Raw genomic sequence first — 22794 nt, forward strand, 5'->3', positions numbered from 1 at the left:
CAGGCTGCGATCTTTTGCCCCTGTTTTTCAAGATCAAAAGATTGCAGCCTGCGGCAGCTCCTACAGTGATATGGCAGCTACCCAAAAAATGCGGTGCGATTGCCGTCATATGGAACATTCGGAGGCGGCACAACATGAGTTTTATCGTGTGGGTCGCGGTGCTCGGCGCCGTGTTGTTGACCCTGGCACTGACCTCGTCGTACCTGCGCTGGATGCCGGTCACGACGTCAGCGGTTTGCCTGCTGCTGGGCATCGGCATCGGCCCCAGTGGCTTGGGCCTGCTGAAACTGCCTCTGGAAGAAACCTCGCTGTGGATGGAGCACCTGACGGAAGTTGCGGTGCTCTTTTCGCTGTTTGTCTGCGGGTTGAAATTGCGATTGCCGCTGCGTGACAAGCGTTGGCGAATCGCTTTTGGACTGGCCGGGCCGGTGATGGTGGTGACCATCATCGGGGTTTGTCTGCTGTTGCATTGGGCGCTGCAATTGCCATGGGGGCCGTCGCTGCTGATTGGCGCGATCCTGGCGCCGACCGACCCGGTGCTGGCGGCGCTGGTGCAAGTCAACGATGCGCGGGACGTCGACAGCGTGCGCTACGGCCTGTCCGGTGAGGCGGGTTTGAATGACGGGATCGCGTTCCCGTTTGTGATTCTCGGACTGCTGTTGATCCATGGCGAAGGTACCTCCGCCGAGTGGCAGGGTTGGGTCTTGCGCAATGTGCTGTGGGCCGTGCCCGCGGGACTCTTGACTGGTTACTGGATGGGGCGCGGTATCGGACGCGTCACGTTGTCGCTGCGCATCCGTAATGACGACAGCACCCTGAGCCCCAATGATTACCTCGCGCTAGCGCTGATCGCCCTCGCCTACGTGGTGGCGGAAGCCATCGGCGGCTACGGTTTTCTGTCGGTGTTCGCAGCGGGCCTGGGCCTGCGCCAGATCGAAGTGAAATCCACCGGTGCCGGTCAGCCGCCCGCCGAGCATTTGGTGCAACCGGTGGTGGGCCACCAGAACATCGAACCGCAGTACGCGGTGCATGGCGATACCGAGCGGCTGGAAAGCAGCCAGGTGGCTGCCGGGATCATGATGGGCGACATGCTTTCGTTTGGCGGTCTGGTCGAACGGGCCATGGAAGTGTTTCTGGTGACTCTGCTTGGCGTCGTGTTGATCGCCCATTGGGACTGGCGGGCATTACTGGTCGGTGCCGTGTTGTTTTGTGCGATCCGTCCGGCCTGTGTGGCTTTGATGCCCTGGGGATCGTTGCTTGAAGGCAGGCAACGATTGTTGATCGGCTGGTTTGGCATCCGCGGGATCGGCAGTCTGTTTTATCTGTTTTATGCGCTGAACCATGGGCTGACGGATTCGGTGGCGACGCTGTGCACGGACCTCACGCTGTCGGTGGTTGCGCTGAGCATTCTGCTACACGGCATCAGCACGCAACCGATCCTGGCGCGCTACGAACAGCGAAAAAAACAAAAAAGCTGATTTTTCCTTACAGGTTTTCCATGACAACCCATCGAATATTCTTTTTAAAAAAAATGGATCCCTGCCCGATTGTCGACAGTCACAAGCATAACCCCCCGCCGGACGAGTCCGACGAGGCCCGGCAGGTTCGGTTCCCCTGCGGCTTGAGGGCCTGAGAAAAGGAACCCCGAAGAATAAGGTTACGGTCATGAAAGAATGCTCGACTCCTGCGCAAATCAAGGCTTGCAGAGCACTGGCTCTGGAACGCAATCGTCAACTCTTCGAAAACGCCCACGCGCTGAATCGAGCGGCGAACGCGTTGCTGGAAGTGGAAAATCTGGATTTCGAACAGTTTGAGCACTATCGGGCCTTGCGCAAGAAAGCCGATTTTATGTTTGAAGACGCGATTGATCATCTGTGCGTGCTTAACGAGGACTTCCCGCCGATTCCGATGTCTTCGCAGAATTCGGCGGGGTTGCGTCGGGAGCTTGAGACGGTGGCTTGAAGTTATACGTCAAAAGCCCCTCACCCTAGCCCTCTCCCGGAGGGAGAGGGGACTGACCGCAGTGTTTGTTCGAGATACGCCGACCTGAAATATCCGGTCGAACTCAGGTTTGAACACAGCAAAAGATCTGCTCCCTTCCCCCTCTACCCCTTGGGGGAGAGGGCTGGGGTGAGGGGGATCGATCTGAAGCACACCACAGATTGAATGCGAAGTACGAAAAGCCCGGCCAATCCAGCCGGGTTTTTGCTATCAATCATCCCCCAGGATTAGTCACCTGTATAAACACCGCATAACTCCCCAGCACTATCCAGAACACCGCAAAAATCCACGGCGTACGCACCGAAAACAGCAGCGACTTTCGGTACCCCTTGTGAGTCGACTCCATCTCACTGAACAGCGGCGACTCGTCATACGCCAAGCCCATCACCGGTTCACTGTGCAGCAAGTGACTCTGCTTGAAGTGCCAGTGATCAATAATGTCGTACGCCGCCCGAATCCCTGGCCAGGCGTTGAGCGAGCTAAGCAGCCCGAGCAATGCCAGAAACGGTGGCACCACCAAGGTGAACAACTTGCCCCACTCCGGATTGAGATTGGCCATGCACGAAGCAAAAGCGATCACCAGAAACGATTGCGCCGCCAGATAAGCGTCAGTTCGGTTGGCCAGAATGCTGGTTTCGTACTGTATTTCCCGACGGTAAAAATCCAGCCGCTCCTTGGGCGAGCCAAACATTTTCGCGTCGTGTTCGGTCAGGGTTTCTTCAGCAGTTGGATGAGTCAGTATGCGAGACAAGGACGCACGCTCCGGAGTGGAAAACAGTTAGAAGAACTCCACAGCGGACAAGTTCAGGCGGATCTCCCGACGGGTCATTTCATTGATTGGGCAATGACCTCCAGCAGATTGAGTTGCGTGAACGGTTTCGGCAAACGCGGCAGTTGTGCTGCAAAACCCTCCAGACGCTCGGCGTAACCGGTGGCCAGGATGATCGGCAGATCCGGTTTCAACAACCGAACGGCGTGGGCCAGTTGCGCGCCGCTCATGTGCGGCATGGCCATGTCGGTGATCATCAGATCGATCACTTCACCCTGATCGAACAGGTTCAACGCCTGAGCACCGGAGGTGACGCTCAGCACCCGGTGGCCAAGGTCTTCGAGCAGCAACACCGTGCTGGTCAGTACCAGACTGTCGTCGTCCACCACCAATACGCTCAAGCGTGGCACTGAACTGACGGGTTCAATGACCGGCAACGTACTGGCAATGTCCGCATATGTCGCCACTGGCAACCAGAGTTCAGCCGTGGTGCCCTGCCCCGGTTCGCTTTTGAGAACGAAACGCCCGCCAAGTTGCTCGATAAAGCCATGCACCATCGACAAGCCCAGCCCCGTGCCTTTGCCCAGTCCTTTGGTGGTGAAGAACGGATCCTTGGCCGATGCCAGGGTGTTGGCATCCATGCCGGCGCCCGTGTCGGTGAGGCTCAGGCACACGTAGTGACCGGCCGCCAGCGCATGCTGAGCTTGTTCCAGCACCACTTCGTGTTCAGCTTTGATAATGACGCTACCGCCGTCGGGCATGGCGTCACGGGCATTGGTCGCGAGATTGAGGATCGCCAGTTCCAGTTGATTGGTGTCAGCCAATACGCGATCAAGTTCGAGGGGGAAGCGTGTCTCGATTTTGATGTTCGGCCCCAAGGAACTGCGCAGCAGCCCGGTGATGCCTTGCACCAGTTGCGGAATATTGACCGCCTCGGTCTTGAGTTCCTGACGACGAGCGAACGCCAGCATGCGCTGGGTCAGCGACACGCCGCGCAGTGCGCCCTGGGTGGCGTTTTCCAGCAACCGGGTGAGTTTCGGATCATCGCCAATGCGCTTCTGGACAATCTCGAGGTTGCCGAGAATCACCGTCAGCAGGTTGTTGAAGTCATGAGCGATGCCGCCACTGAGTTGGCCGATAGCCTGCATCTTCTGCGCCTGGAACAAGGCTTCGCGGGTTTTTTCCAGATCCTGTTGGGCTTTATGGGCTTCGGTGACATCACGGGTGATCTTGGCAAAGCCGAGCAGCGTGCCGGTTTCACCGCGAATGGCATCGACCACCACGTGCGCGAGAAACCGCGTGCCGTCCTTGCGTACCCGCCAGCTACGGTTTTCGAAGCGACCTTCATGGGTGGCAATCGCCAACGCCCGTTGTGGTTCGCCGGCCGCACGGTCTTCTGGCGTATAAAAAACCGAAAAATGCTCGCCGATGATTTCTTCAGGCAGATAGCCTTTGATCCGCTGTGCACCCTGATTCCAGTTGCTGACCCGACCTTCGGGGCTGAGCATGTAGATTGCGTAATCGGTCACGCCCTGCACCAGCATGCGGAACTGCTGTTCGCTGCGTCTGAGGGTTTCCTCGGCCATCTTGCGGTCGGTCAGGTCGCGGGTGATTTTGGCGAACCCCAGCAGTTGGCCATTGGGGTCAATGATCGGATCGATCACCACGTGCGACCAGAAATTGGTGCCATCCTTGCGTACCCGCCAACCTTCGCCCTCGAAGCGCCCTTCACGAATCGCCGTGTCGAGCGCCCGCTGCGGCAACCCGGCGGCGCGGTCGTCGGCGGTATAGAAGCGGGAAAAGTGCTCACCGAGAATCTCGGCTTCTTCGTAGCCCTTGAATCGTTTGGCGCCGGAGTTCCAGCTGGTGATGATGCCGTCCGGGTCGATCATGTAGATCGCGTAGTCGACCACTGCATCGATCAAAAGCCTGAAACGCATTTCTTCGATCGCAGCGGTCTTGGTGTTTTTGATCATCAGGTACGACTCAAGCACATTTGGTATTGGAGGAGTATGCGTCAAACCGGCGGTTTGGGAAGCGCATGTCGGTTAAACCTCGCAAGGATTTGGTCATTCAACGCTGCACGTACTTGAGAATGCGTGAATAGAGCGCGTCGTACACATAGTCAGGGATCTGCTCGGCGTATTGCCGGGTCTGCAGCAGCATCCGGTGGCACGCCTTTATAAATTCGTCGCGTTCCATATTGCCACTGATTGAAGCACTGCTGATGCGCTGGTACTCCGCATAGCTATAAGGCTCATTCGGCGTGGTCACTTTCAGTACGCCCTGCTCGTCCCTGCTGTAAAGGCTGCGTGCACGCAACACGCGATCTTGCAGAGCCCCCATTCCACGTTCGTATAAAAGAATTTGCGAGCCATCCGACAACTTTGCCGCTGCCTCAAGTGCAAACACTACTGCATGCGCCGTTGCCAGACTGGCTTTGAGTTCCGAGGGCCGGACAAATCGTTCGACTTCCTGCGTTTCCAGGCTTTTGAAGGCCCGTTTGAAGCCGGACAGAAATGCAAAAGGCTGATTGCACGCGACGATGTGCACCTCCAGTTGATATCCCGCGTTGACGGCGATGGCAGGCAGCGCCGCAAAGTCGATCGAGTCGAACGCGCATTCCATGATGATGTTGAGTTTCTCAGTGAAGGCTTTTTCGAAGATCTTGCCGCACAGCTCGCGAATGAACGTTTCGCTGTGCTCATAGGCGTGCAGTACGCCGTGCTTGAGCATCTCTTGATACTGCGGGTGTTTGCTGCGGTATTCCGGCAAATACAGGCGCACGTGGTTTTTGTAGTTGCCGGATGGCAACAAGGTTTTTTCCAGCAGCCAGGTCTTGCCCGAGCTTTGTACGCCGGCGGTGATCAATAGTTTGGGTCGGGTGTCAGGCATGATTCCGGCGAACAACGTTGCAGTGATATCGCTGAGAGCGGCACTGAGTTGTTCGGGGGTATAGCGGTAGATGGCGTTAATGGTCATGGGTCGATGTCCTTATCGATAATGGACTGAACCGCTTGAGCGGTCTTATCAATAAAGTCTGCTTTTGCGAAACCATCAAACACGGCTTCAATACGGGATATGTCACTGATTTTAAAAGGAAAAAATTCCTACAGCGCTATCAGAAACGGCCTTCAAAACAATCAGCCAGGCGAATGCTGCAGTGCCCACCATTTCGGCAGTAGCTGCTTGATCCGGCTCTCGGCAAAGCGGTCATCGATCAACATCACCACACCGCGATCCTGGCGAGTACGAATCACCCGGCCTGCCGCCTGCACCACCTTCTGCACCCCCGGGAACAGATAGGTGTAGTCATAACCGGCGCCGAAAATCGCTGCCATGCGCAGTTTCAATTGTTCGTTGACCGGGTTGAGCTGCGCCAGCCCCAGCGTCGCAATGAACGCACCGATTAACCGCGCGCCCGGCAGGTCGATGCCCTCGCCAAATGCTCCCCCCAACACCGCAAAACCAACGCCTTGGCTGTCAGCGGTGAACTGATCAAGAAACGCCTGCCGCTGCCCTTCGGCCATGCCCCGCGATTGCTGCCACAGGGTGATCTGCGGGTGCCGTTCGGCGAGTAACGTTGCCACTTGTTGCAGATAATCGAAGCTGCTGAAAAATGCCAGATAGTTACCCGGGCGCTCACTGAACTGCCGCGCGATCAGTTCGACGATGGGTTCCAGCGACGCCTGCCGGTGATTGAAACGGGTCGAGATGCGGCTGACGATCTGCACCTGCAATTGCTCGGCGCTGAACGGTGATTCAACGTCGATCCACACCGTATCGGCCGGCGTGCCGAGCAGGTCGGCGTAATAACGCCGTGGGCTGAGGGTCGCGGAGAACAACACGCTGCTGCGCGCAGACTTCAGGCGCGGGCCAATGAACGCAGCAGGCACCACGTTGCGCAAACACAGCTGTGACAGCGGCCGTTTGCGGTCGAGGTCGCGCTTGCTGATGTCGAACAGGTAATGCTCGTCGTATAGCTCCGCGACCCGGCCAAACTGCAGTAAATCGAAATAGAAGTTCTGCAACGCGCTGTCGAGCCCTTGCGGGTGATCGTTGAGGTAATCACCAATCGCCGCGCAGCACAGGGAGATCGCTTGCAGCAGTTTTTCCGGGGCTTTGTCGTAGGCCTGATACGCCGCCAGTTGCGGCGCATGCAGCGCGTTCCATTCACGGTTGACCCTTTGCAGCGATTTTTTCAGCGCTTCGGGGGCGGTTTTGCGCACGCTGCCCAAGGTGAATTGATCGAGGCTGGCGCTGTACATCTGCCGGCCACGCTCGACCAGGTTGTGCGCCTCGTCGGCCAACACCGCAACTTTCCATTGATTGAGCTGGGCGAGACCGAACAGCAGCGCGCTGAAGTCGAAGTAATAGTTGTAGTCGGCGACGACCACGTCCACCCAGCGGGCCATTTCCTGGCTCAAGTAATAAGGGCATACCGAATGTTGCGCGGCGACTTCACGCATGGCGGCTTGATCAAGCAGATTGATGCGGCTGGCGGCCTCACGGGCGGCGGGCAGACGATCATAAAAGCCTTGCGCCAACGGGCAGGATTCGCCGTGACAGGCTTTGTCCGGGTGTTCGCAAGCCTTGTCCCGGGCAACCATTTCCAGCACACGCAACGGCAACGTCGGCGATTGATCGAACAACACCTGACTGGCGTCCAGCGCCAGTTTGCGCCCGGGGGTTTTAGCGGTGAGGAAGAACACTTTGTCCAGTTGCTGCGGCGCCAGCGCCTTGAGCATCGGGAACAACGTACCGAGGGTTTTGCCAATGCCGGTGGGGGCTTGGGCCATCAGGCAACGACCAGTGCTGATAGCCTTGAACACCGATTCGGCCAGATGCCGCTGACCGGGACGAAAATCCGCATGGGGAAAGCGCAACTGCTGCGCCGCCAGATTGCGCGCCTCGCGATGCGCCATTTCCTGCTCAGCCCAATGCAGAAACAAGCAGCATTGTTGCTCAAAGAACTCGCGCAAGGTGTCGACGCTGAACGCCTCAACCAGACAGGTTTCCTTTTCGCTGACGATGTCGAAATACACCAGCGCCAGATTGATCTTCTGCAAATCCAGTTTGCGGCACATCAACCAGCCGTAGATTTTCGCCTGCGCCCAGTGCAACTGGCGGTGGTTGGCCGGTTGTTTACTCAGGTCGCCACGATAGGTTTTGACTTCTTCCAAGCAGTTCTGCGCCGGGTCGTAGCCGTCCGCCCTGCCCTTGACCTTCAACTGCAGGAATTCGCCTTCCAGCGCCACTTCACTTTGGTAATTGTCGCTGCGTCGCGAGGCTACGGTGCGGTGGCCGGCGATGCCTTCCAGCGCGGTGGGTGACGGCGTGAAGCGCAAGTCGAGGTCGCCGGTCTTGGCGGTGAACTCGCACAGTGCCCGCACGGCAATGCTGTAGCTCAAGCGCTCTGCTCCGCCCATTGCACGTAACACACGGCAACCGGCATCTGGTGCTGGTGGCAGAACTCCAGCCAGCGCAACTGGTTGTCCTGCAAGCGGTCGCCGGGGCCTTTGACTTCAATCATTCGATAGGTTTTGTGCTGCGGCCAGAACTGGATCAGGTCGGGCATGCCGGCGCGATTGGCCTTGATGTCGAGCAGCAAACGATTGAACCAGTGTTTGAGGTGCTCCGCGGGCAAGCAGGCCAGCGCCTGTTCCAGCAAGTCCTCGTTCAGTGCACCCCAGAACACGAACGGCGACTGCACACCCCATTTATCCACGAACCGTTGACGAATCGTGTCGGCATAACAGCCATCATCGAGCTCGGCGAAGCAGGCCTCGAACAGTTCGGTGCGACGTTGCTGGAAATCTTCATTGAGCAGATCGACCGGGCCTCGCTGGAACGGGTGAAAAAACGCCCCGGGCAACGGCGCGAAAATCGCCGGCCAGCAGAGCAAGCCGAACAGCGAGTTAATCAGGCTGTTCTCGACGTAATGCACCGGGCCCTCGTCGTCATGCAGATGCGCCTGTACGTAAAATTCCACCGACAATGCCGGATCGCTGCGAGGCAGGTGCAAATCCAGACGCTCCACCGGTTTTGCCGTTGTGCGCTTGAGCGGCGGGCCGCCAAGTTTGCGCCGCAGCCTTGGCAAGATGCGTTGCAGGCCTTGTTGCTCGGCGGCACTCTCCGGGGCTTGTTCGGCCAACATTGCCAACTCCAGCGCCAGCGCGTATTCGGCGCTGCGCTCCAGCACGCGGATCATCCGCAGCCGCGCACCGGGATAGGCGCAGTCACGGTAGATACTCAGGGCTAGGGCAAACTCGGTGATGCGCTCGCAATACTGGCCAATCTGAAACAGCACTTTACCGCGCCGCCGCTGCAACCACGGGTTGTCGAAGTGCAGCGCGCTGACCTGTTCAAAGATAGTTTCCAGCGGTTCACCGGCTTCGAAACGCAACTGGCAATTGTGCAGGAACAGGCAGGCGTCGACGTCCGCGCGGCTGCGCAGGCCTCGGGAATCGGCGCAGAATTCGACTTTTTCGTAAGTAAAGATACCGAGATCAGCCAGGACGAATTCCGACCAATCCTGATAAAGGTTGCCGAAGAACATCAGGCGCAGGCGATCGCACAGATCCATGATGGTCAGGCTGAACAGGCGATCATTCAGAGACGGCGCCCAGTCGCGCAGGGTTCGCGGCGTATCGAACTGTTCTGCCAGCAAAGGCAGCCATTCATCTTTGCGGCCCTTGGGTCGATCAATACAGTCAGCGAAAGCCTGCAAAATTTCAGCCTTGAGCAACACATCAAAGAGCTCTGCGATCGCCAACGGTGCCTGCTCGTCGAGCCAGCCGCGCGCCAATAACGGCTGTGCGGCTGCAGCGATGTCGCCGATTTCGGCGTAAGTCAGTTTCCCGGCGCGAAAATGAATGCCCTTGCGCATCACCATCCGCACCAGCAGACCCTGTGACGCTCGCGGCAGCGCATTGAAGTCGCGGATAAACGCGTGCTCCGCTTCGCTCATCACATCGGCATAGCGAAGCTCAAGCCAATCAAGCACTTGCCGGAAGTTGTTGAGGTAATAAAACGGATCGTCGAGGGGATTGGCAGTCACGGGAATTCAGGGCCATGGCGAGCGAGTACTGGTTATGCGTACAGATACCAGCTCAGCCCTACCCCGTGCAAACGGAAAAAGATCAATGGCATTTTTTATCCGTGAACATCGAACTTTTCACGGTGCCATGACACCAACCGCGTTAGAACACCGACAATGATCGGTACTACATCGCATGAGGAGTTTGAGGTGGCTATGAACATCAAGACGCTGGGCCTTCCATTGGCGGTTGCCGCCCTGTTGGCATTGGGCGGTTGCTCAACCCAGACCGTGGTCACGTTGCAGAACGGCACCCAGTATTTGACCAAGGACATGCCGAAGACCGAAACCAAGGATGGCTTCTACGAGTTCGAGGATATTTCCGGGGCGAAGGTGAAAGTGCGCGCCGATGAAGTGGCGACGGTTCACAAGGAAGACTAACGCCTCAGGCCGTGTAAGAGCTGCCGAAGGCTGCGATCTTTGCTTTTAAAAGATCAAAAAATCGCAGCCTTCGGCAGCTCCTACAGGTTTTTTGTGTTACTCGGGAGTTGGCATGCCGGGGATGCTGTTGTCGCAACTCAGGTAAGTCCCGCCCCGCTTGACCACTTCGCCCTGCAAACGCTGGCAACGCTGCAGATCCTGCTGCGCCATGCGGTCGATGCTCAGATTGCCGGTGGTTGGCAGCTGCTTGCCGTCACCCAGACGGATCGTCACGAACGGTTGTTCGGGCTGGATCTGAAAGCGGCTTTTTTCTTCGACCGGTTTGTCCTCGGCAGTCTTTACCGGGTTCGGCAGTTGGTCGGTGGTAATGCCGTAGCGGCTCAGAATCGAGCTTTGAGGCAGATCGGCGCAGACGTTGGCCGAACACAGCGCCAGCCCGACGAAACCGATATACCCCTTGAAACCTTTCACGTTTGAATCTCCTGTACTCAATGGCGGCTAGCTGTAGAACGTGTGTGCACGTGCTGGCTTTAGGCCGCATTTCCTGTTTTTGCAGGGGTTTGAGTCAGAAACAGGCTGATCAGTCACATACACCATTCATTGTGGCGAGGGGATTTATCCCCGATGGGTCGCGCAGCGACCCCAAACCCTTAAGCAGAAGTGTGTCTGACACAGCGCATGCTCAGAATTTGGGGCTGCTGCGCAACCCATCGGGGATAAATCCCCTCGCCACAGGTTTTGGGATAGCCCTAACGAATCAGGCGATCACGATACCGTCGGCATTCAGGCTATTCAGCGCCACGCCGACCAACGTCACCGAGTCTGTGCCAAACGTCAGCACCGTGTCCTGCCCGACACTGGAGGCATGCGCACGGAAGTCATCCGCCGGCAAAACACCCTGCACACCGAGAAACACCAGTTTGTCATTCGACGAATAACCCACCACCCGATCCTGCCCGAACGCGCCGTTGAACAGGAACGTATCCGCCCCGCCCCCCGATTCCGTCAGGTCATTACCGGCGCCGCCGACAAATACATCGTTGCCCGTACCGCCAATCAGATGATCGTTGCCATCCAGCCCGAACAACCAGTCGCCACTCGCATGTGCCTTGAGCGTATCGACGCCACTGGTGCCTTTCACGCTCGATTCGTAAGCGGTAACGGTGTTGCCCGCTGTCAGGCCGTTGACCGTGACGCTGTTGACCACGTCATTCTTGAACACGCCCCAGAGAAACCCCGGTTCCTTGGTCAGAATCGTGCCGATGTCGCGAGTGATGCTGATCCCGCCCTGTGCATCGCGGACGTACAGATTGCCCACGCCGTCGTTGGCGAAGTCGAAGTTCTTTACCGAGTTCTGCAGATCCAGTGAATTGTTGCCGTGCCCGCCGAGGATAATGTTGTAACCACCGCTGTCACGGAACGTGTCGTTGCCGGCGCGTCCTTCCAGGTAGTCGTTGCCGCTGCCGCCCTGGATCAGGTCATTACCGTCACTGCCGATGATGAAGGTGCTGCCCTTGTGGGTTTCGGCGTTGCGATTGAGATCCTGCACCCAAGTATTGGCGCGCGCCGGGTCGGACAGGTTGGCGACGATGATCGTCGAGTCTCGGCTGGTCAGGTCGTAGAACTTCGACTCGATCACCCGGTTCATGCCATCGCCATACGCGGTCGGCAGGTGTGAGATCCACGTCGGAATATTCAGGATCGAGAACGGCAGCAGATTCCACGCGGTCGAGGCGTAGTGATCGTTGAAGCTGACGATGTTGTCGGTGGTCGACGCATGCGGCGCGTCATGCACGCCGACCGAGGCGCCGGTGAAGGTCGAGCCGTCGAGGGCGCGGAATACCGGATCGTTTTCGTAGCCGACGTTGAGCACTTTGTCGGTGCTGCTCTGGGTCGGCGAGGCGTAAGCGATGTAGTTGGAATCGGCGAAGAAACTGCCCCATTTGCCACCGCTCAAATCGGCCATGCTGTTGACCGCGAGGCCGCCGAGGCTGTGGCCGCTGACCAGTACGTCGTTGCCGCTGAGACCGTTGGCCTTGGCGAACGCCACGACGTTATTGAGCAGATTGCCGAAGGCTTCGCCGACGTAGTTTTTCGCGTAATCCTTGGGGCCGAATGCCGCGAGCAGATCGTTGATCGCGTCGCCGATCGAATCGCCAATGAGGATTTCCCGTGGCCCGCTGGTGCCGCGAAAGGCAATGCCCAGTTCGGTGAGATGGCCTTGGACGTCGTATTTGCCGAGAATTTCTACCTGAGCGCTGGTGTAGCCGGCCTTCTCGCCGAAGAAGGTGCCACGCGCATCGGTCTTGCCGTCGTAGCCCAGTTGCGAGGCGGTGATCGGTGTCCAACCGGCCTGTTTGACCGCGTCGAGGGCGGCTTTTTCCGAGTCGGGGTTCCACGGAATGCCGGGGATGACGCCTTGTGAATCGGTGCCGCCAATCAGCGCTGTGACCAGTGTGGCTGGCAAGCCGAGGCCGAAGCCATTGTGCTGATAACCGGCAGCAAACCCGTTATCGAGGTTGTGATAGGAATACAGCGTGATCGCCATGGCGTCGCTGAACAGCGCCTTGGAATCGGCTGTGCCGTAGTTTTTATAGTCATACACACCCATGCCATTGCCTCTCTTTTTGTTGGAATTGTTCAGAGATAGCTCACAGCCAGAGCGCCCCTCGCAGGCCGCCCCGGAGCATTTCGATACAGCACTTCTTAATACATGCGCACACACTCCCCCTGTAGGAGCTGCCGAAGGCTGCGATCTTTTGATCTTAAAAACAAAATCAAAAGATCGCAGCCTTCGGCAGCTCCTACAGGGATTGATCAGGATCTAGGCGAAGACGAACGCCGAGTCCGACAGATTAGCCACTCCCACCCCAACCAACGTCACGGCAAAGTCGCCAACCTTCAGCACGGTATCGCCGCCGCTCTGCGACGCGTGCTGTTTGTAGTCATAACCTTGCCCCGCGCCCTCGACGCCCATGAAAACCAGTTTGTCGCTGCCCTGATAGCCATTGATCGCATCAAAACCAAACGCACCGCTGAACAGGAAGGTGTTGTTGCCACCTATCGCATTCATCACATCGTTGCCAGCGCCACCGACGAAGGTCACGTGGCCCTTGTCGCTGATCAGCGTGTCATCGCCGCCCAAGCCAAACAGCCAATCATCGTCCGCCGTGGCGTGTAGCGCATTGCCGTAACCATCGCCGTTCAGTGAATGGTTGTACTGGGTCAGTTCGTTGCCATTACTCAAACCCTTGGCCGTGACGCCCCAGGTGATTTCCTTGCTGCCCCACCACGAACCCGATTCCTTGCTCACTAGCGCACCAATGTCGCGGGTCATGCTGATGCCGCCGTAGGCGTCGCGCACGTACAGCGTGCCGTCGCCATCATTGGCGAAGCTGAAGTTCTGCAATGGTTTCTGCAGCTCGAACGTATTGTGGCCTTGACCGCCAAGCAGAATATTGAAGCCGCCGTCATCGCGGAAATGGTCGTCACCGCCCAAGCCTTCAAGGAAGTCGTTGCCCGCCCCGCCCTTCAACCAGTCATTGCTTTGCGTGCCGATGATGAAAGTGCTGCCAGTGTGCGGTTCACCGCTGCGGCCCAAGTCCTCAACCCAGGTTTTGCCCCGCGAAGATTCCTCCAGATTGGATATGATGATCGTCGAGTCTTTATGCGTCAGGTTGTAGAACGTCGAGTCGATCAGCCGATTCAAGCCATCGGCATAACCCAACGAACCATGCGCCGACCAGCTCAGCGGATTGATGATGCTGAACGGCACCAGGTTCTGCGCGGTTGAGGCGTAGTTGTCGTTGAAGTTGATGAGGTTGTCGGTGGTCGAATCGTGCGGTTTGTCGTGTTTGCCCATCGAGGCCGTGCTGAACGTAGTGCCGTCCAGCACGCGGAACACCGGGTCGTTCTCGTAACCGACGTTCAGCACGTTGTTGCCGGTGCTGCTCTGGGTCGGCGAAGCAAACGCGATGTAGTTGGCGTCCTTGAAGAACCCACCCCAGTTGTTCGCGCTTAACTCGGCGACGCTGTTGACCCCGAGGCCGCCGAGGCTGTGGCCGCTGAACAGCACATCCTTGGCAGCGATGCCGTTGGCAATCGCAAACGTGGCGACAGCCTTGAGCAGATTGTCGAAAGCGTTTTTCGCGTAGTTGCTCGCATAATCCGACGGCCCGACCGCGGCCAGCAGATTGTTTTTCATGTCGCCGAAGGTGTCGCTGTAACCCAGCCCACCGGTGCCACGAAAGGCAATGCCGAGGCCGATCAATTTGCCGGCCGCGTCGTACTTGCCGAGCACCTCCGCCTCGGCGCTGGTGAAGCCATCCTCTTCACCGAAGAATGTGCCTTGCGGCCCGACCTTGCCCTGATAACCCAGCGCCGTCGCAGTGACCGGCGCCCACGCGGTTGCCGGCAAAGGCTTGCCGGTCGGGGTGTAGGCGTACAACGTCAGGGCGATGGCGTCGCTGTACAACGCTTTGCCATCGGCCTTTTTGTAATCGAACAATCCCATGTTGTGCTCTCTCTTCCTTTAAACCGGCAGCCTTTCGCAAGGCTGCCGGTACGCTTTAGAACTGCCAGTCGAGTGTGAGGCCGACACCGTGGTCTTTCTCGTTCGAACCGATCAGCCCGTTGTAATCCAGATTCACCCGCACATCGCGATTGAGCGCCAGACCTGCACGCACGCCGACCACCGCTGCATCACGATCCATCGACACGCTCTGCACGTTGAACGCACTGTTGCCGTTGGCGAAAGCCAAGTGGCTGTCAGCGTCAACGCTGCTCAGGTTGTGCTGCCAGCCGAGGCTCGCACCCAGTTCCAGTTGATGCTGATCCGACAGGGCGAAACTGCGCTTGGCGCGCACGCCGAGGGTCGACAGCACCACGTCGCGATTGTCTTCACCGCCCTTCAACGCCGCCGCGTCACCCTTCTCGGTGAAGCTGTCAGTGTTGAGATGCACGTAGGACAGATTGGCGAACGGTTCCAGGTTCATCGGCTGCAAGCCCAGGTCGTAAGCGGCTTCTGTGAACAATTGCGCAGTGGTCGCATCGCGTTTGGTTTTCTGCTTGCCGCTGACATCGCCGATTTGCAGATCACGCTTCGCATCGATGCGGTGCCAGCTGTAAGCGCCGCCAACGGTCAGGCGCAGGGCATCGATTTCATGCCCCAGATACGCACCCAAGTGGTAGCTGTCGACCGAGGCCGACGAATGCGTGCCGCTGCCCATGCTCAAAGAGCTGTCGCTATAACCGGTAACGAAACCGAGACGAGTATCTTCAGCAATCAAGCCATCGACACCGGCGAGCAAGCCACCGATCGAGCTGGTGGAATCCGCGTATTTATTGCCGCCATCACTGGTGCCCCACGAGCCCAACACCTTGACCCAGGCGTTGCTGCCCTCGCTTTTCGGTGCATCGGCGTTGAACAGATCGCGTTCGCGCAGACGCTCGCCAACCGCTTCGCGCAGGTAACGGCTGTCGTTTATCAGCAAGGTGCCAATGGCCGGGTGAATCTCGCCAGACAACTGTTGGAAAGCCTGTTGCGCCAACGCCGCGTTAGGCGACAGCAGCAGGGTTTCGAACAGCGCATTGCCGGCACCGAGACGATCCGCCGCCGCCGCGACTGAACGCTGATTCGGCGTCAGACCGACGCTGGCGAACGACGCGCCATTACGGCCGACCTCAAGCTGAACGCCGTTTGCCGAATAGCCCAACGTACCGCCGAGGAATGCATAGTTCGGCAACACCTGGCCGAACTGGCCGGACACGCCGCCCGCTGCCTGGAGGATGTTGTATTGCGTGCCGAGCAGACTTTTCACTTCGCTGGTAGTCAGCAATGTCGGGCTGTTTTCCAGCGACAATGCGACGGTCGCGCCGTCGATTTGTGCGGCGCCGCCGGCAACGATGCGGTCGCTGCTGGTCGGCGAGACTTCTACCGCGTAGGTCGAACCGCGTTCAAAGGTCACGTCACCCGCCACGTTCAGCGTGCCGATGGAATTGCCCGGCGCCACGGTGCCGCCGCTTTTCGCGGTCAGGGCGCCGATGCGACCGTTGCCGCCGAGGATGCCGCTGTTGTTCACGGTCACTTCAGAAGCCAGCGAGCCGTTGATCGCCAGTCGGCCCTGATTGACCAGCGTTGGGCCGCTGTAGCTGTTTTTGCCGGTCAGCACCAGGGTGCCGATGCCTTGCTTGGTCAGGCCACCGTGACCGGAGATATCGTTGCGCCAGGTGTCGAGGCCACAGGTGATGTCGTTGCACACGCGCTCGGTCGGTTTGCCCTGGTCGATGATCGCGCCGATGCCCGGCAAATCCGCGACAAACTGACCGGAACCGTAGGCGCCGTTGACGCGGAATTCCTCGGGAATGTCCTGCTCGGTGACGAACATCGACGGGCCGTCGATACCCTTGCGCAGGTTGATCATGCCCCAGCCGTACAAGGCGTCGATGCCCGGTGCGCCGAGGTCGGTGGCGGTGGTGCGCAACACAGTCGCGACCTGATCACCGGTCATATAAGGGAAACGCTCCATCAGCACCGCCATGGAACCGGCGACGTGCGGCGCGGCCATCGAGGTGCCGTTGTAATTTTTATAGCTGGTGGTCAAGTTATCGGCGTTGGTGCCTTCGATGATCGAGCTGAAGATTTTCGTGCCCGGTGCCGACACGCAGAAACTCGCGGTGTAGCCGCAACGCGACGAGAACGTACTGATGACGTACGGATTGGCGCTGGCCAGATCCGGGTTCTGTTGCAGCGCGGCGACGGTGATCCAGTTCGGCGCGATCTCAGGCACGAAATAGCCGAGGCCGGCGATGGCGTCGGGGTTGTTGAGGTTGTAGTCGTTGCCGGCAGCGAAAATGGTGACGATGCCACTGCGCGCGGCGGCGATGGCGCCGTCATACGCGCCGCCAGGTTTGGTGCCGAGCAGTGTGCGGATTTCGTTGAACTGCACTTGCGCGTCGTTGACGGTGAAATGCGGGTACGCCGGGTCGCGGCCGCCGAGGTCGAAACGGTCGGTGATGCCGATGCCCCAGCTATTGTTGATGATCCGCGCGCCGCTGGCGATCAGTGCATCCCAACCGGCCTTGTACACCGCGCCGTCGTTGCCACGGACGATGCCATCTTCCGGGCCCGGATCACCGTTGTCGGCGCTGATGATTTGCGCGGCGAACGCCACACCGTGCATCGGCCCGCCGTCACGACTGCCCGCCGCGATACCGCCGACGTGGGTGCCGTGGGCGCCGAGTTTGCCGTCGGAACCGACCGAGGGCGAACCGTCATAACGAAACGCATCGCCGGCCTTCACCGGGATGTACGGGTCGGTGTATTCGCGGATGCCGCTGGTGATCAGCGTCACGACTTTGTTGCTGCCGGAAAACTCCGGGTGCGCGGCGTACACCGGCTGGTCGAAGATCCCCAGTTTCACGCCTTTGCCGGTGTAGCCAGCAGCGTAAGCGTGATCGGCACCGATCGCGCCCAGGCCCCAATCGGCCTTGAATTCAGCGCTGCGCCAACTGGAAGGATCGCCCGTGCGACCACTCTCGACGTAAGGCGCGGCGTGTGCGCTGCCCCAGGTGGTGAGTGCGCAGAGCACCGCGAGATTCAGGGTTTTCAAGGCAAAACGGCCACCCGATTGCGCGGGTGTATTGTTGTTATTCATCCAGCGACCTTCCTTAGTGATGTTGCGAAAAAATCCGTATCTCTTGCGTTTGTGAACGGGCTACCTGCATGTGATCGTTCCCACGCTCCGCGTGGGAATGCAGCCCGTGACGCTCCGCGTCACAGGACGCAGAGCGTCCGTAGAGGCATTCCCACGCAGAGCGTGGGAACGATCAACACAGGGTGTGCGTCGATCTTTTAGAACTGCCAATTCAGGCTCAACCCGACGCCATGGCTTTTCTCGCGATGGGCCAGTTGTCCGTTGTAATCGAGGTTCACCCGCACATCGCGGCTCAGCGCCAGACTCGCCTGCACGCCGACCAGTGCGGCATCACGTACCAGCGCCGAACTCTCCACCGAATATGGCGTGCCACCGCTGGCAAAACGCAGGTGCTGCTCAGCATCGATATCACTCAAGCTGTGCTGCCAGCCAAGATGTCCGCTGACGTAGAGGGTCTGTTGCGCCGACAGGTTGAGCGTCTTGATCGCGCGCACACCGAGCGTGCTCAACACCGCATCACGCTGATCGCCAGAGCTTTTCAGCGCCGCCGCATCGCCCTTCTCTTTGAAGCCTTCGGTGTCCAGATGCACGTAAGCCAGATTGGCGAACGGTTCCAGCGCCAACGGTTGCAGGTGCAGTCGATACGCCGCCTCACCGAACACCTGGGTGGTGGCCGCGTCGACTTTGGCTTTCTGTTTAGCGCTGACGTCGCCGTATTGCAGATCGCGTTTTACATCGGCGCGATGCCAGCTGTAGGCCGCGCCGGTGCTCAAACGCCAGGCGCCGATTTCGTGGCCGGCGTAGGCGCCGAGGTGGTAGCTGTCGACCTTGGCCGACGAGTGCGTGCCCGACCCCATGCTCAGCGAACTGTCGCTGTAACCGGTGACCAGACCGATGCGCGTCTGCTCGTCCAGTGCGCCGTCGACACCGGCGAGTAAGCCGCCAATCGAGGTGCTGTAACCCGCCGTGTCGTGGCTGGAATCGGTTGTGCCCCACGCGCCGAGGGCTTTGATCCAGCCGTTGTTTTGCGTGGCCGACGCATCGTGCAGACGTTCGCCGACCGCGTTGCGCAATTGGCGGCTGTCGTTGATCAACACCGAACCGAGAGCCGGGTAGATTTCACCGCTCAATTGTTGGAACGCTTGTTGCGCTGAGGCGGCTGATGGTGACAGCAGCAGGCTTTCATACACCGAACTGCCGGCACCGAGACTTTCAACCGCCGCCGCGACGGAACGCTGATTCGGCGTTTGGCCGACGCTGGCGAACGTCGTTGCGTTGCGTTCGATATTCAGTTGAATCGCGTTGGCGGCGTAGTCGAGATTGCCACCGATAAACAGGTAGTTCGGCACAACTGCCGCGAATTGGCCTTGAACGCCGCCGGCCGCTTGCAAGATGTCGTATTGGCGACCGAGCAGGCTGCGGGTTTCTGTGGCGCTGAGCAGCGTCGGACTGTTTTCCAGCGCGAGGCTGACAGTGGCGCCGCCGACCGTGGCCGTGCCGCCGGCGACGATGCGGTCGCTGCTGGTGGGTGACAATTCCACCGCGTAGGTCGAACCTGGCGCGAGCGTGACGTTCCCCGCTACGTTCAACGTGCCAATGGAATTGCCCGGTGCGACGCGAGCGCCGCTGTTGGCGGTCAAGGCATTGATCCGCCCGGAACCGCCGAGGGTGCCGCTGTCGTTGACGGTTACCGCCGAGGTCAGCGAACCGTTGACCGTCAGCAAGCCGCCATTGACCGTGGTCGCGCCGCGATAGGTGTTGTCGCCGCTGAGGATCAATTGGCCGCCGCCGGACTTGATCAGGCTGCCCTGATAAATGCGGCTCGCCGCTGCTGCATCACGCGCCATGCCCACGGCGTAATCGGTCTGATCCTGCTGACTGGCGCCAGCCGCTACACCATTCTGCCAGCCTTTGTCCTGCAGGGTTTGCTGCCAGGCGTTGTGCTCGGCGAGGTCTTCACTCTGACGCTGGATCAGCGCTTTATCGGAGATGTCATTGCTCCAGACATCGCGCTGCCCTGCCCCCAGATTCGCGTCGAACGCACCGAGCAATTGCCCCGGCCCGCGCATCGCCCGATCAAGGTTGGCCACGCCCCAGCCGACTCGCTCGGTCGGCGCGTCGGTGACGGAGCCATCTAGTTGCGTGGCGGTGGTCAGCAGCGTTTCCAGCGCTTGCTGGTTGTTCATGTACGGGTAACGTTCCATCACCAGCGCCAATGCACCGGTCGCGTGCGGCGCCGACATCGAGGTGCCGGACTTGATCGCATAACCGCCGCCGGGAATGGTGCTGTCGATCTTCGCCCCCGGCGTGGTGATGCACCAGTATTTGGCGAGGCCGCACTGGTTGTACTTCTGTTGATTGCTTTGATCGAGCCCGGAAACCGCCAGCCAGTGGCCTTCAAGATCCGGCTGAAAGTACGGCAGCGCCGAGCGCACGCTGGCATTCGGGTAGCCGCTGTTGCCGGCGCTGAACACGTTGATCACTCCGCGCCGAGAGACGTCGGCAGCGGCATCGAGCCAGGTGCCCTGATTCCAGTGCTGGGCGTATGCGGCGTGCAGATCGGCCAGCGTGCGGTAGCTGACGTCAGGCGGCTGACTGCCCCAGCTGTTGTTGATCGCGCGCACACCGGCGTCGGCCAAAGAGTCGTAAACAGCTTTGAAATAACGCGGATCCGGTTTCGGGCCGAAGAGGAAACTGTCGTTGGCGTTGGTGTTGCCGACATAGATTTGCGCGTTGTATGCGACGCCGTGCATGCCAGTGCCATCGCGCGAGGCGCCCATGGTGCCGACGACATGGGTGCCGTGGGAATCGTTGTTCGGGTTGAGTGTGCCGTCGACGTTAAACGGGGTGCCGTTCAGGTAGCTGCCGCTGGCTTGTACCGGGTGATAGCGGTCAGTGGCGAACTCGGGATGGCTCGCATCGAAACCGGAATCGAGAGCGCCGATTTTTACGCCTTGGCCGGTGATGCCGGCGGCATAGGCTTGATCGGCCTGCATGCGCGCGAGGCCCCAGTCGCGCTTGAATTCGGCGCTGCGCCAACTGGCGGCGTCGCCGGGTTGGCCGGTTTCCAGGTATTGGGCCTGGGCTTGCGCGGTAGAAATCACCAGCAACAGGGTGCCGACTGATGCCGGTTTGATGCGTACGTCCATGTTCACTCCTCACTTTTTTTGTTGTTATGTAGGAGCTGCCGCAGGCTGCGATCTTTTGATCTTGAGCTTAAAAGATCGCAGCCTTCGGCAGCTCCTACAGAGAATTGCGGTGTTGCTGCCCCTCACCCCAGCCCTCTCCCGAGGGAGAGGGAGCCGATTTGTGGTGCTTTGAAATCTCGAGTTCGACCCGACCATTCAGGTCGATGCATCGCCCGCAAACAACCCGGTCAGTCCCCTCACCCCAGCCCTCTCCCGAGGGAGAGGGAGCCGATTTGTGTTGCTTTCAAATCTCGAGTTCGACTCGAACATTCAGGTCGATGCATCGCCCGCAAACAACCCGGTCAGTCCCCTCTCCCTTTGGGAGAGGGCTAGGGTGAGGGCTGTTGCGCGACCACAAATGCCTCATCCACCCGGGCCAGATCCTGCTCGTTCAACGTCCCCGCGTAGTAATGCAATTTCGTCCACGCCATCAGATAGTCGTACCGCGCCTGCGCCAGATCGCGGCGGGTGGTGAACAATTGTTGCTCGGCGTTCAGTGCGTCGAGGTTGGTGCGTTCACCGCCGAGAATGCTCTGCTTGGTCGACACCACCAGCGCTTCCGCCGAGGACAATGCCTTGGAATACGCACGCAATTTGCTCACCCCCGACAAGCACGCACTGAACTGTCGGCGCAGCTCGATCAACGTCTCGCGGGTCTTGCCATCCAGCTCATACTCAGCCTGTTCCATCGTGCGACTGGCCTGCCGCGTCGAGGCCGACACGCCGCCACCGGCATACAACGGCACGCTCACCTCAAAACCAATGGTGTTGGTCTCGTAGCGCTGGTTGTAGGTGTTGCCACTTTCCGATTCGTTCTGGCGCATCGAGGCGTACGCGTTGACCTTCGGCAGATGGCCGGCGCGATTACGCTCCACTTCATAACGCGCAACCTCCACGGCCTGACGCTGCGACGCCAGATTCGGGTTATTGCTGATCGCCATTTCGTGCCAGGTGTCGTAGTTGGCCGGCATCAGCGCGAAGGTCTGGAAGTTTTGATCCAGCGGTGCCAGCTCATCGATGTTCACCGCCGCAACGCCCACCAACGCGCCAAGTTCACGCAGCGCGGCGTCCTGTTCGTTACGCGCTTCGATCTCTTCGGCGGTCGCCAGCTCGTAGCGCGACTCGGCTTCAAGAATGTCGGTGCGCGTGCCTTCGCCTTGGCGGAACATGTGTTCGTTCTGCTGGAACTGCTGCTCGTAAGCTTTTTTCTTCGCCTGGGCGATGTCGATCTGATCCTGAGCGAACAAGGCTTTGGTGTAGTTATCCAGGCCCCGCACCAACAGCTCCTGACTCTTGCCGCGGAAGTTTTCATCGGCAAACAACGATTGCGCGACGCCCTTGCGATAAGCGGCGTAGGCCTCGTAATCGAGTAACGGTTGTTGCACGGTCAGGGTCGAGCCGTAACTGCTGTAATTGCGGTCATCGGTGCGGTTGCGCGCGCGTTCGTCGAGCGAAGTGGCTTTCGACGAGTTGCGGCCCTTGTTGTAGTTGTAACCGACGCGGGGCAACAGGCCGGCGCGGCCAATCGCACGGTTTTCCAGGCCGGCGTCGCGCTCCTTGATCGCGCCGAGGAACACCGGATCATTGCGCAACGCCTGTTCGTAGATCTCGAACGGACCCATCGCCGCCACTGCACTGTTGCCGGCCAACAGCGCGAACGCTGCCGCCAGCATCGAAAGCTTATTCATACAGCCGAACATC

General features: G+C 59.3%; 14 protein-coding genes. 3 read left to right on the forward strand and 11 right to left on the reverse strand.

From position 1 onward, the window contains the following. The first annotated feature begins 134 nt into the window (after positions 1-134). Positions 135-1478 carry a cation:proton antiporter gene (locus ACZZ0D_RS11190; protein ID WP_463553251.1) on the forward strand — a complete coding sequence of 448 codons (1344 nt, stop codon included), beginning with the start codon at positions 135-137 and terminating at the stop codon, positions 1476-1478. 187 nt (positions 1479-1665) lie between these two features. Next, positions 1666-1962, forward strand: coding sequence for a hypothetical protein (locus ACZZ0D_RS11195; RefSeq protein ID WP_159811295.1), 297 nt, complete (start codon positions 1666-1668; stop codon positions 1960-1962). A gap of 253 nt (positions 1963-2215) precedes the next feature. On the opposite strand, the gene ACZZ0D_RS11200 is transcribed toward ACZZ0D_RS11195, so the two are convergent. The 5 genes from ACZZ0D_RS11200 to ACZZ0D_RS11220 form a co-directional block, all read right to left on the reverse strand. Next, positions 2216-2752, reverse strand: a complete 537-nt coding sequence (locus ACZZ0D_RS11200; protein WP_053119988.1) for a hypothetical protein — start codon at positions 2750-2752, stop codon at positions 2216-2218. A gap of 74 nt (positions 2753-2826) precedes the next feature. Further along, complete coding sequence (locus ACZZ0D_RS11205; RefSeq protein WP_463553252.1) at positions 2827-4746, reverse strand: hybrid sensor histidine kinase/response regulator; 1920 nt, start codon at positions 4744-4746, stop codon at positions 2827-2829. Positions 4747-4843: 97 nt separating this feature from the next. Continuing rightward, on the reverse strand, positions 4844-5752 hold the full coding sequence (locus tag ACZZ0D_RS11210) for a zeta toxin family protein (protein WP_463553253.1): 909 nt from the start codon (positions 5750-5752) through the stop codon (positions 4844-4846). 161 nt (positions 5753-5913) lie between these two features. Further along, a complete protein-coding gene (locus ACZZ0D_RS11215; protein WP_463553254.1) occupies positions 5914-8181 on the reverse strand; it encodes an ATP-dependent DNA helicase in 2268 nt (755 codons plus the stop codon). After that, positions 8178-9830: a VRR-NUC domain-containing protein gene (locus tag ACZZ0D_RS11220; RefSeq protein ID WP_463553255.1), complete on the reverse strand. Its 1653-nt coding sequence runs from the start codon at positions 9828-9830 to the stop codon at positions 8178-8180. Before ACZZ0D_RS11220 ends, ACZZ0D_RS11215 begins: the two co-directional genes overlap by 4 nt. Positions 9831-10025: 195 nt before the next feature. Between ACZZ0D_RS11220 and ACZZ0D_RS11225 the strand changes: the two genes are divergently transcribed. Further along, a complete protein-coding gene (locus ACZZ0D_RS11225; RefSeq protein WP_463553256.1) occupies positions 10026-10250 on the forward strand; it encodes a YgdI/YgdR family lipoprotein in 225 nt (74 codons plus the stop codon). A gap of 96 nt (positions 10251-10346) precedes the next feature. Here the strand turns inward: ACZZ0D_RS11225 and ACZZ0D_RS11230 are convergent, their stop codons facing one another. From ACZZ0D_RS11230 to ACZZ0D_RS11255, 6 genes are all read right to left on the reverse strand, one after another. Next, positions 10347-10721 (reverse strand): hypothetical protein, encoded by a 375-nt coding sequence (locus ACZZ0D_RS11230; RefSeq protein WP_463553257.1) that lies wholly within the window; start codon positions 10719-10721, stop codon positions 10347-10349. Positions 10722-11007: 286 nt separating this feature from the next. Continuing rightward, on the reverse strand, positions 11008-12861 hold the full coding sequence (locus tag ACZZ0D_RS11235) for a polyurethane esterase (RefSeq protein WP_463553258.1): 1854 nt from the start codon (positions 12859-12861) through the stop codon (positions 11008-11010). Positions 12862-13074: 213 nt separating this feature from the next. Further along, entirely contained in the window at positions 13075-14763 is a 1689-nt protein-coding gene (locus ACZZ0D_RS11240; protein ID WP_463553259.1) for a polyurethane esterase, read from the reverse strand. 55 nt (positions 14764-14818) lie between these two features. Continuing rightward, positions 14819-17905: an autotransporter domain-containing protein gene (locus ACZZ0D_RS11245; protein ID WP_463553260.1), complete on the reverse strand. Its 3087-nt coding sequence runs from the start codon at positions 17903-17905 to the stop codon at positions 14819-14821. 197 nt (positions 17906-18102) lie between these two features. Next, the gene (gene eprS / locus ACZZ0D_RS11250; protein WP_463553261.1) at positions 18103-21054 is read right to left on the reverse strand and encodes an autotransporter serine peptidase EprS; all 2952 of its coding nucleotides are present in this window, start codon (positions 21052-21054) and stop codon (positions 18103-18105) included. A 368-nt stretch (positions 21055-21422) separates the two neighbouring features. Continuing rightward, entirely contained in the window at positions 21423-22793 is a 1371-nt protein-coding gene (locus ACZZ0D_RS11255; protein ID WP_463553262.1) for a TolC family outer membrane protein, read from the reverse strand. Position 22794 lies beyond the last annotated feature (1 nt).

Source organism: Pseudomonas sp. AC193 (assembly GCF_979258075.1).

What these genes read in the sequence shown, in the direction of transcription:
- ACZZ0D_RS11190 (WP_463553251.1), top strand. Translation starts at nt 135, where the DNA reads ATGAGTTTTATCGTGTGGGTCGCGGTGCTCGGCGCCGTGTTGTTGACC.
- ACZZ0D_RS11195 (WP_159811295.1), top strand. Translation starts at nt 1,666, where the DNA reads ATGAAAGAATGCTCGACTCCTGCGCAAATCAAGGCTTGCAGAGCACTG.
- ACZZ0D_RS11205 (WP_463553252.1), bottom strand. Translation starts at nt 4,746, where the DNA reads ATGATCAAAAACACCAAGACCGCTGCGATCGAAGAAATGCGTTTCAGG.
- ACZZ0D_RS11210 (WP_463553253.1), bottom strand. Translation starts at nt 5,752, where the DNA reads ATGACCATTAACGCCATCTACCGCTATACCCCCGAACAACTCAGTGCC.
- ACZZ0D_RS11225 (WP_463553256.1), top strand. Translation starts at nt 10,026, where the DNA reads ATGAACATCAAGACGCTGGGCCTTCCATTGGCGGTTGCCGCCCTGTTG.
- ACZZ0D_RS11235 (WP_463553258.1), bottom strand. Translation starts at nt 12,861, where the DNA reads ATGGGTGTGTATGACTATAAAAACTACGGCACAGCCGATTCCAAGGCG.
- ACZZ0D_RS11240 (WP_463553259.1), bottom strand. Translation starts at nt 14,763, where the DNA reads ATGGGATTGTTCGATTACAAAAAGGCCGATGGCAAAGCGTTGTACAGC.
- ACZZ0D_RS11245 (WP_463553260.1), bottom strand. Translation starts at nt 17,905, where the DNA reads ATGAATAACAACAATACACCCGCGCAATCGGGTGGCCGTTTTGCCTTG.
- eprS (WP_463553261.1), bottom strand. Translation starts at nt 21,054, where the DNA reads ATGGACGTACGCATCAAACCGGCATCAGTCGGCACCCTGTTGCTGGTG.
- ACZZ0D_RS11255 (WP_463553262.1), bottom strand. Translation starts at nt 22,793, where the DNA reads ATGTTCGGCTGTATGAATAAGCTTTCGATGCTGGCGGCAGCGTTCGCG.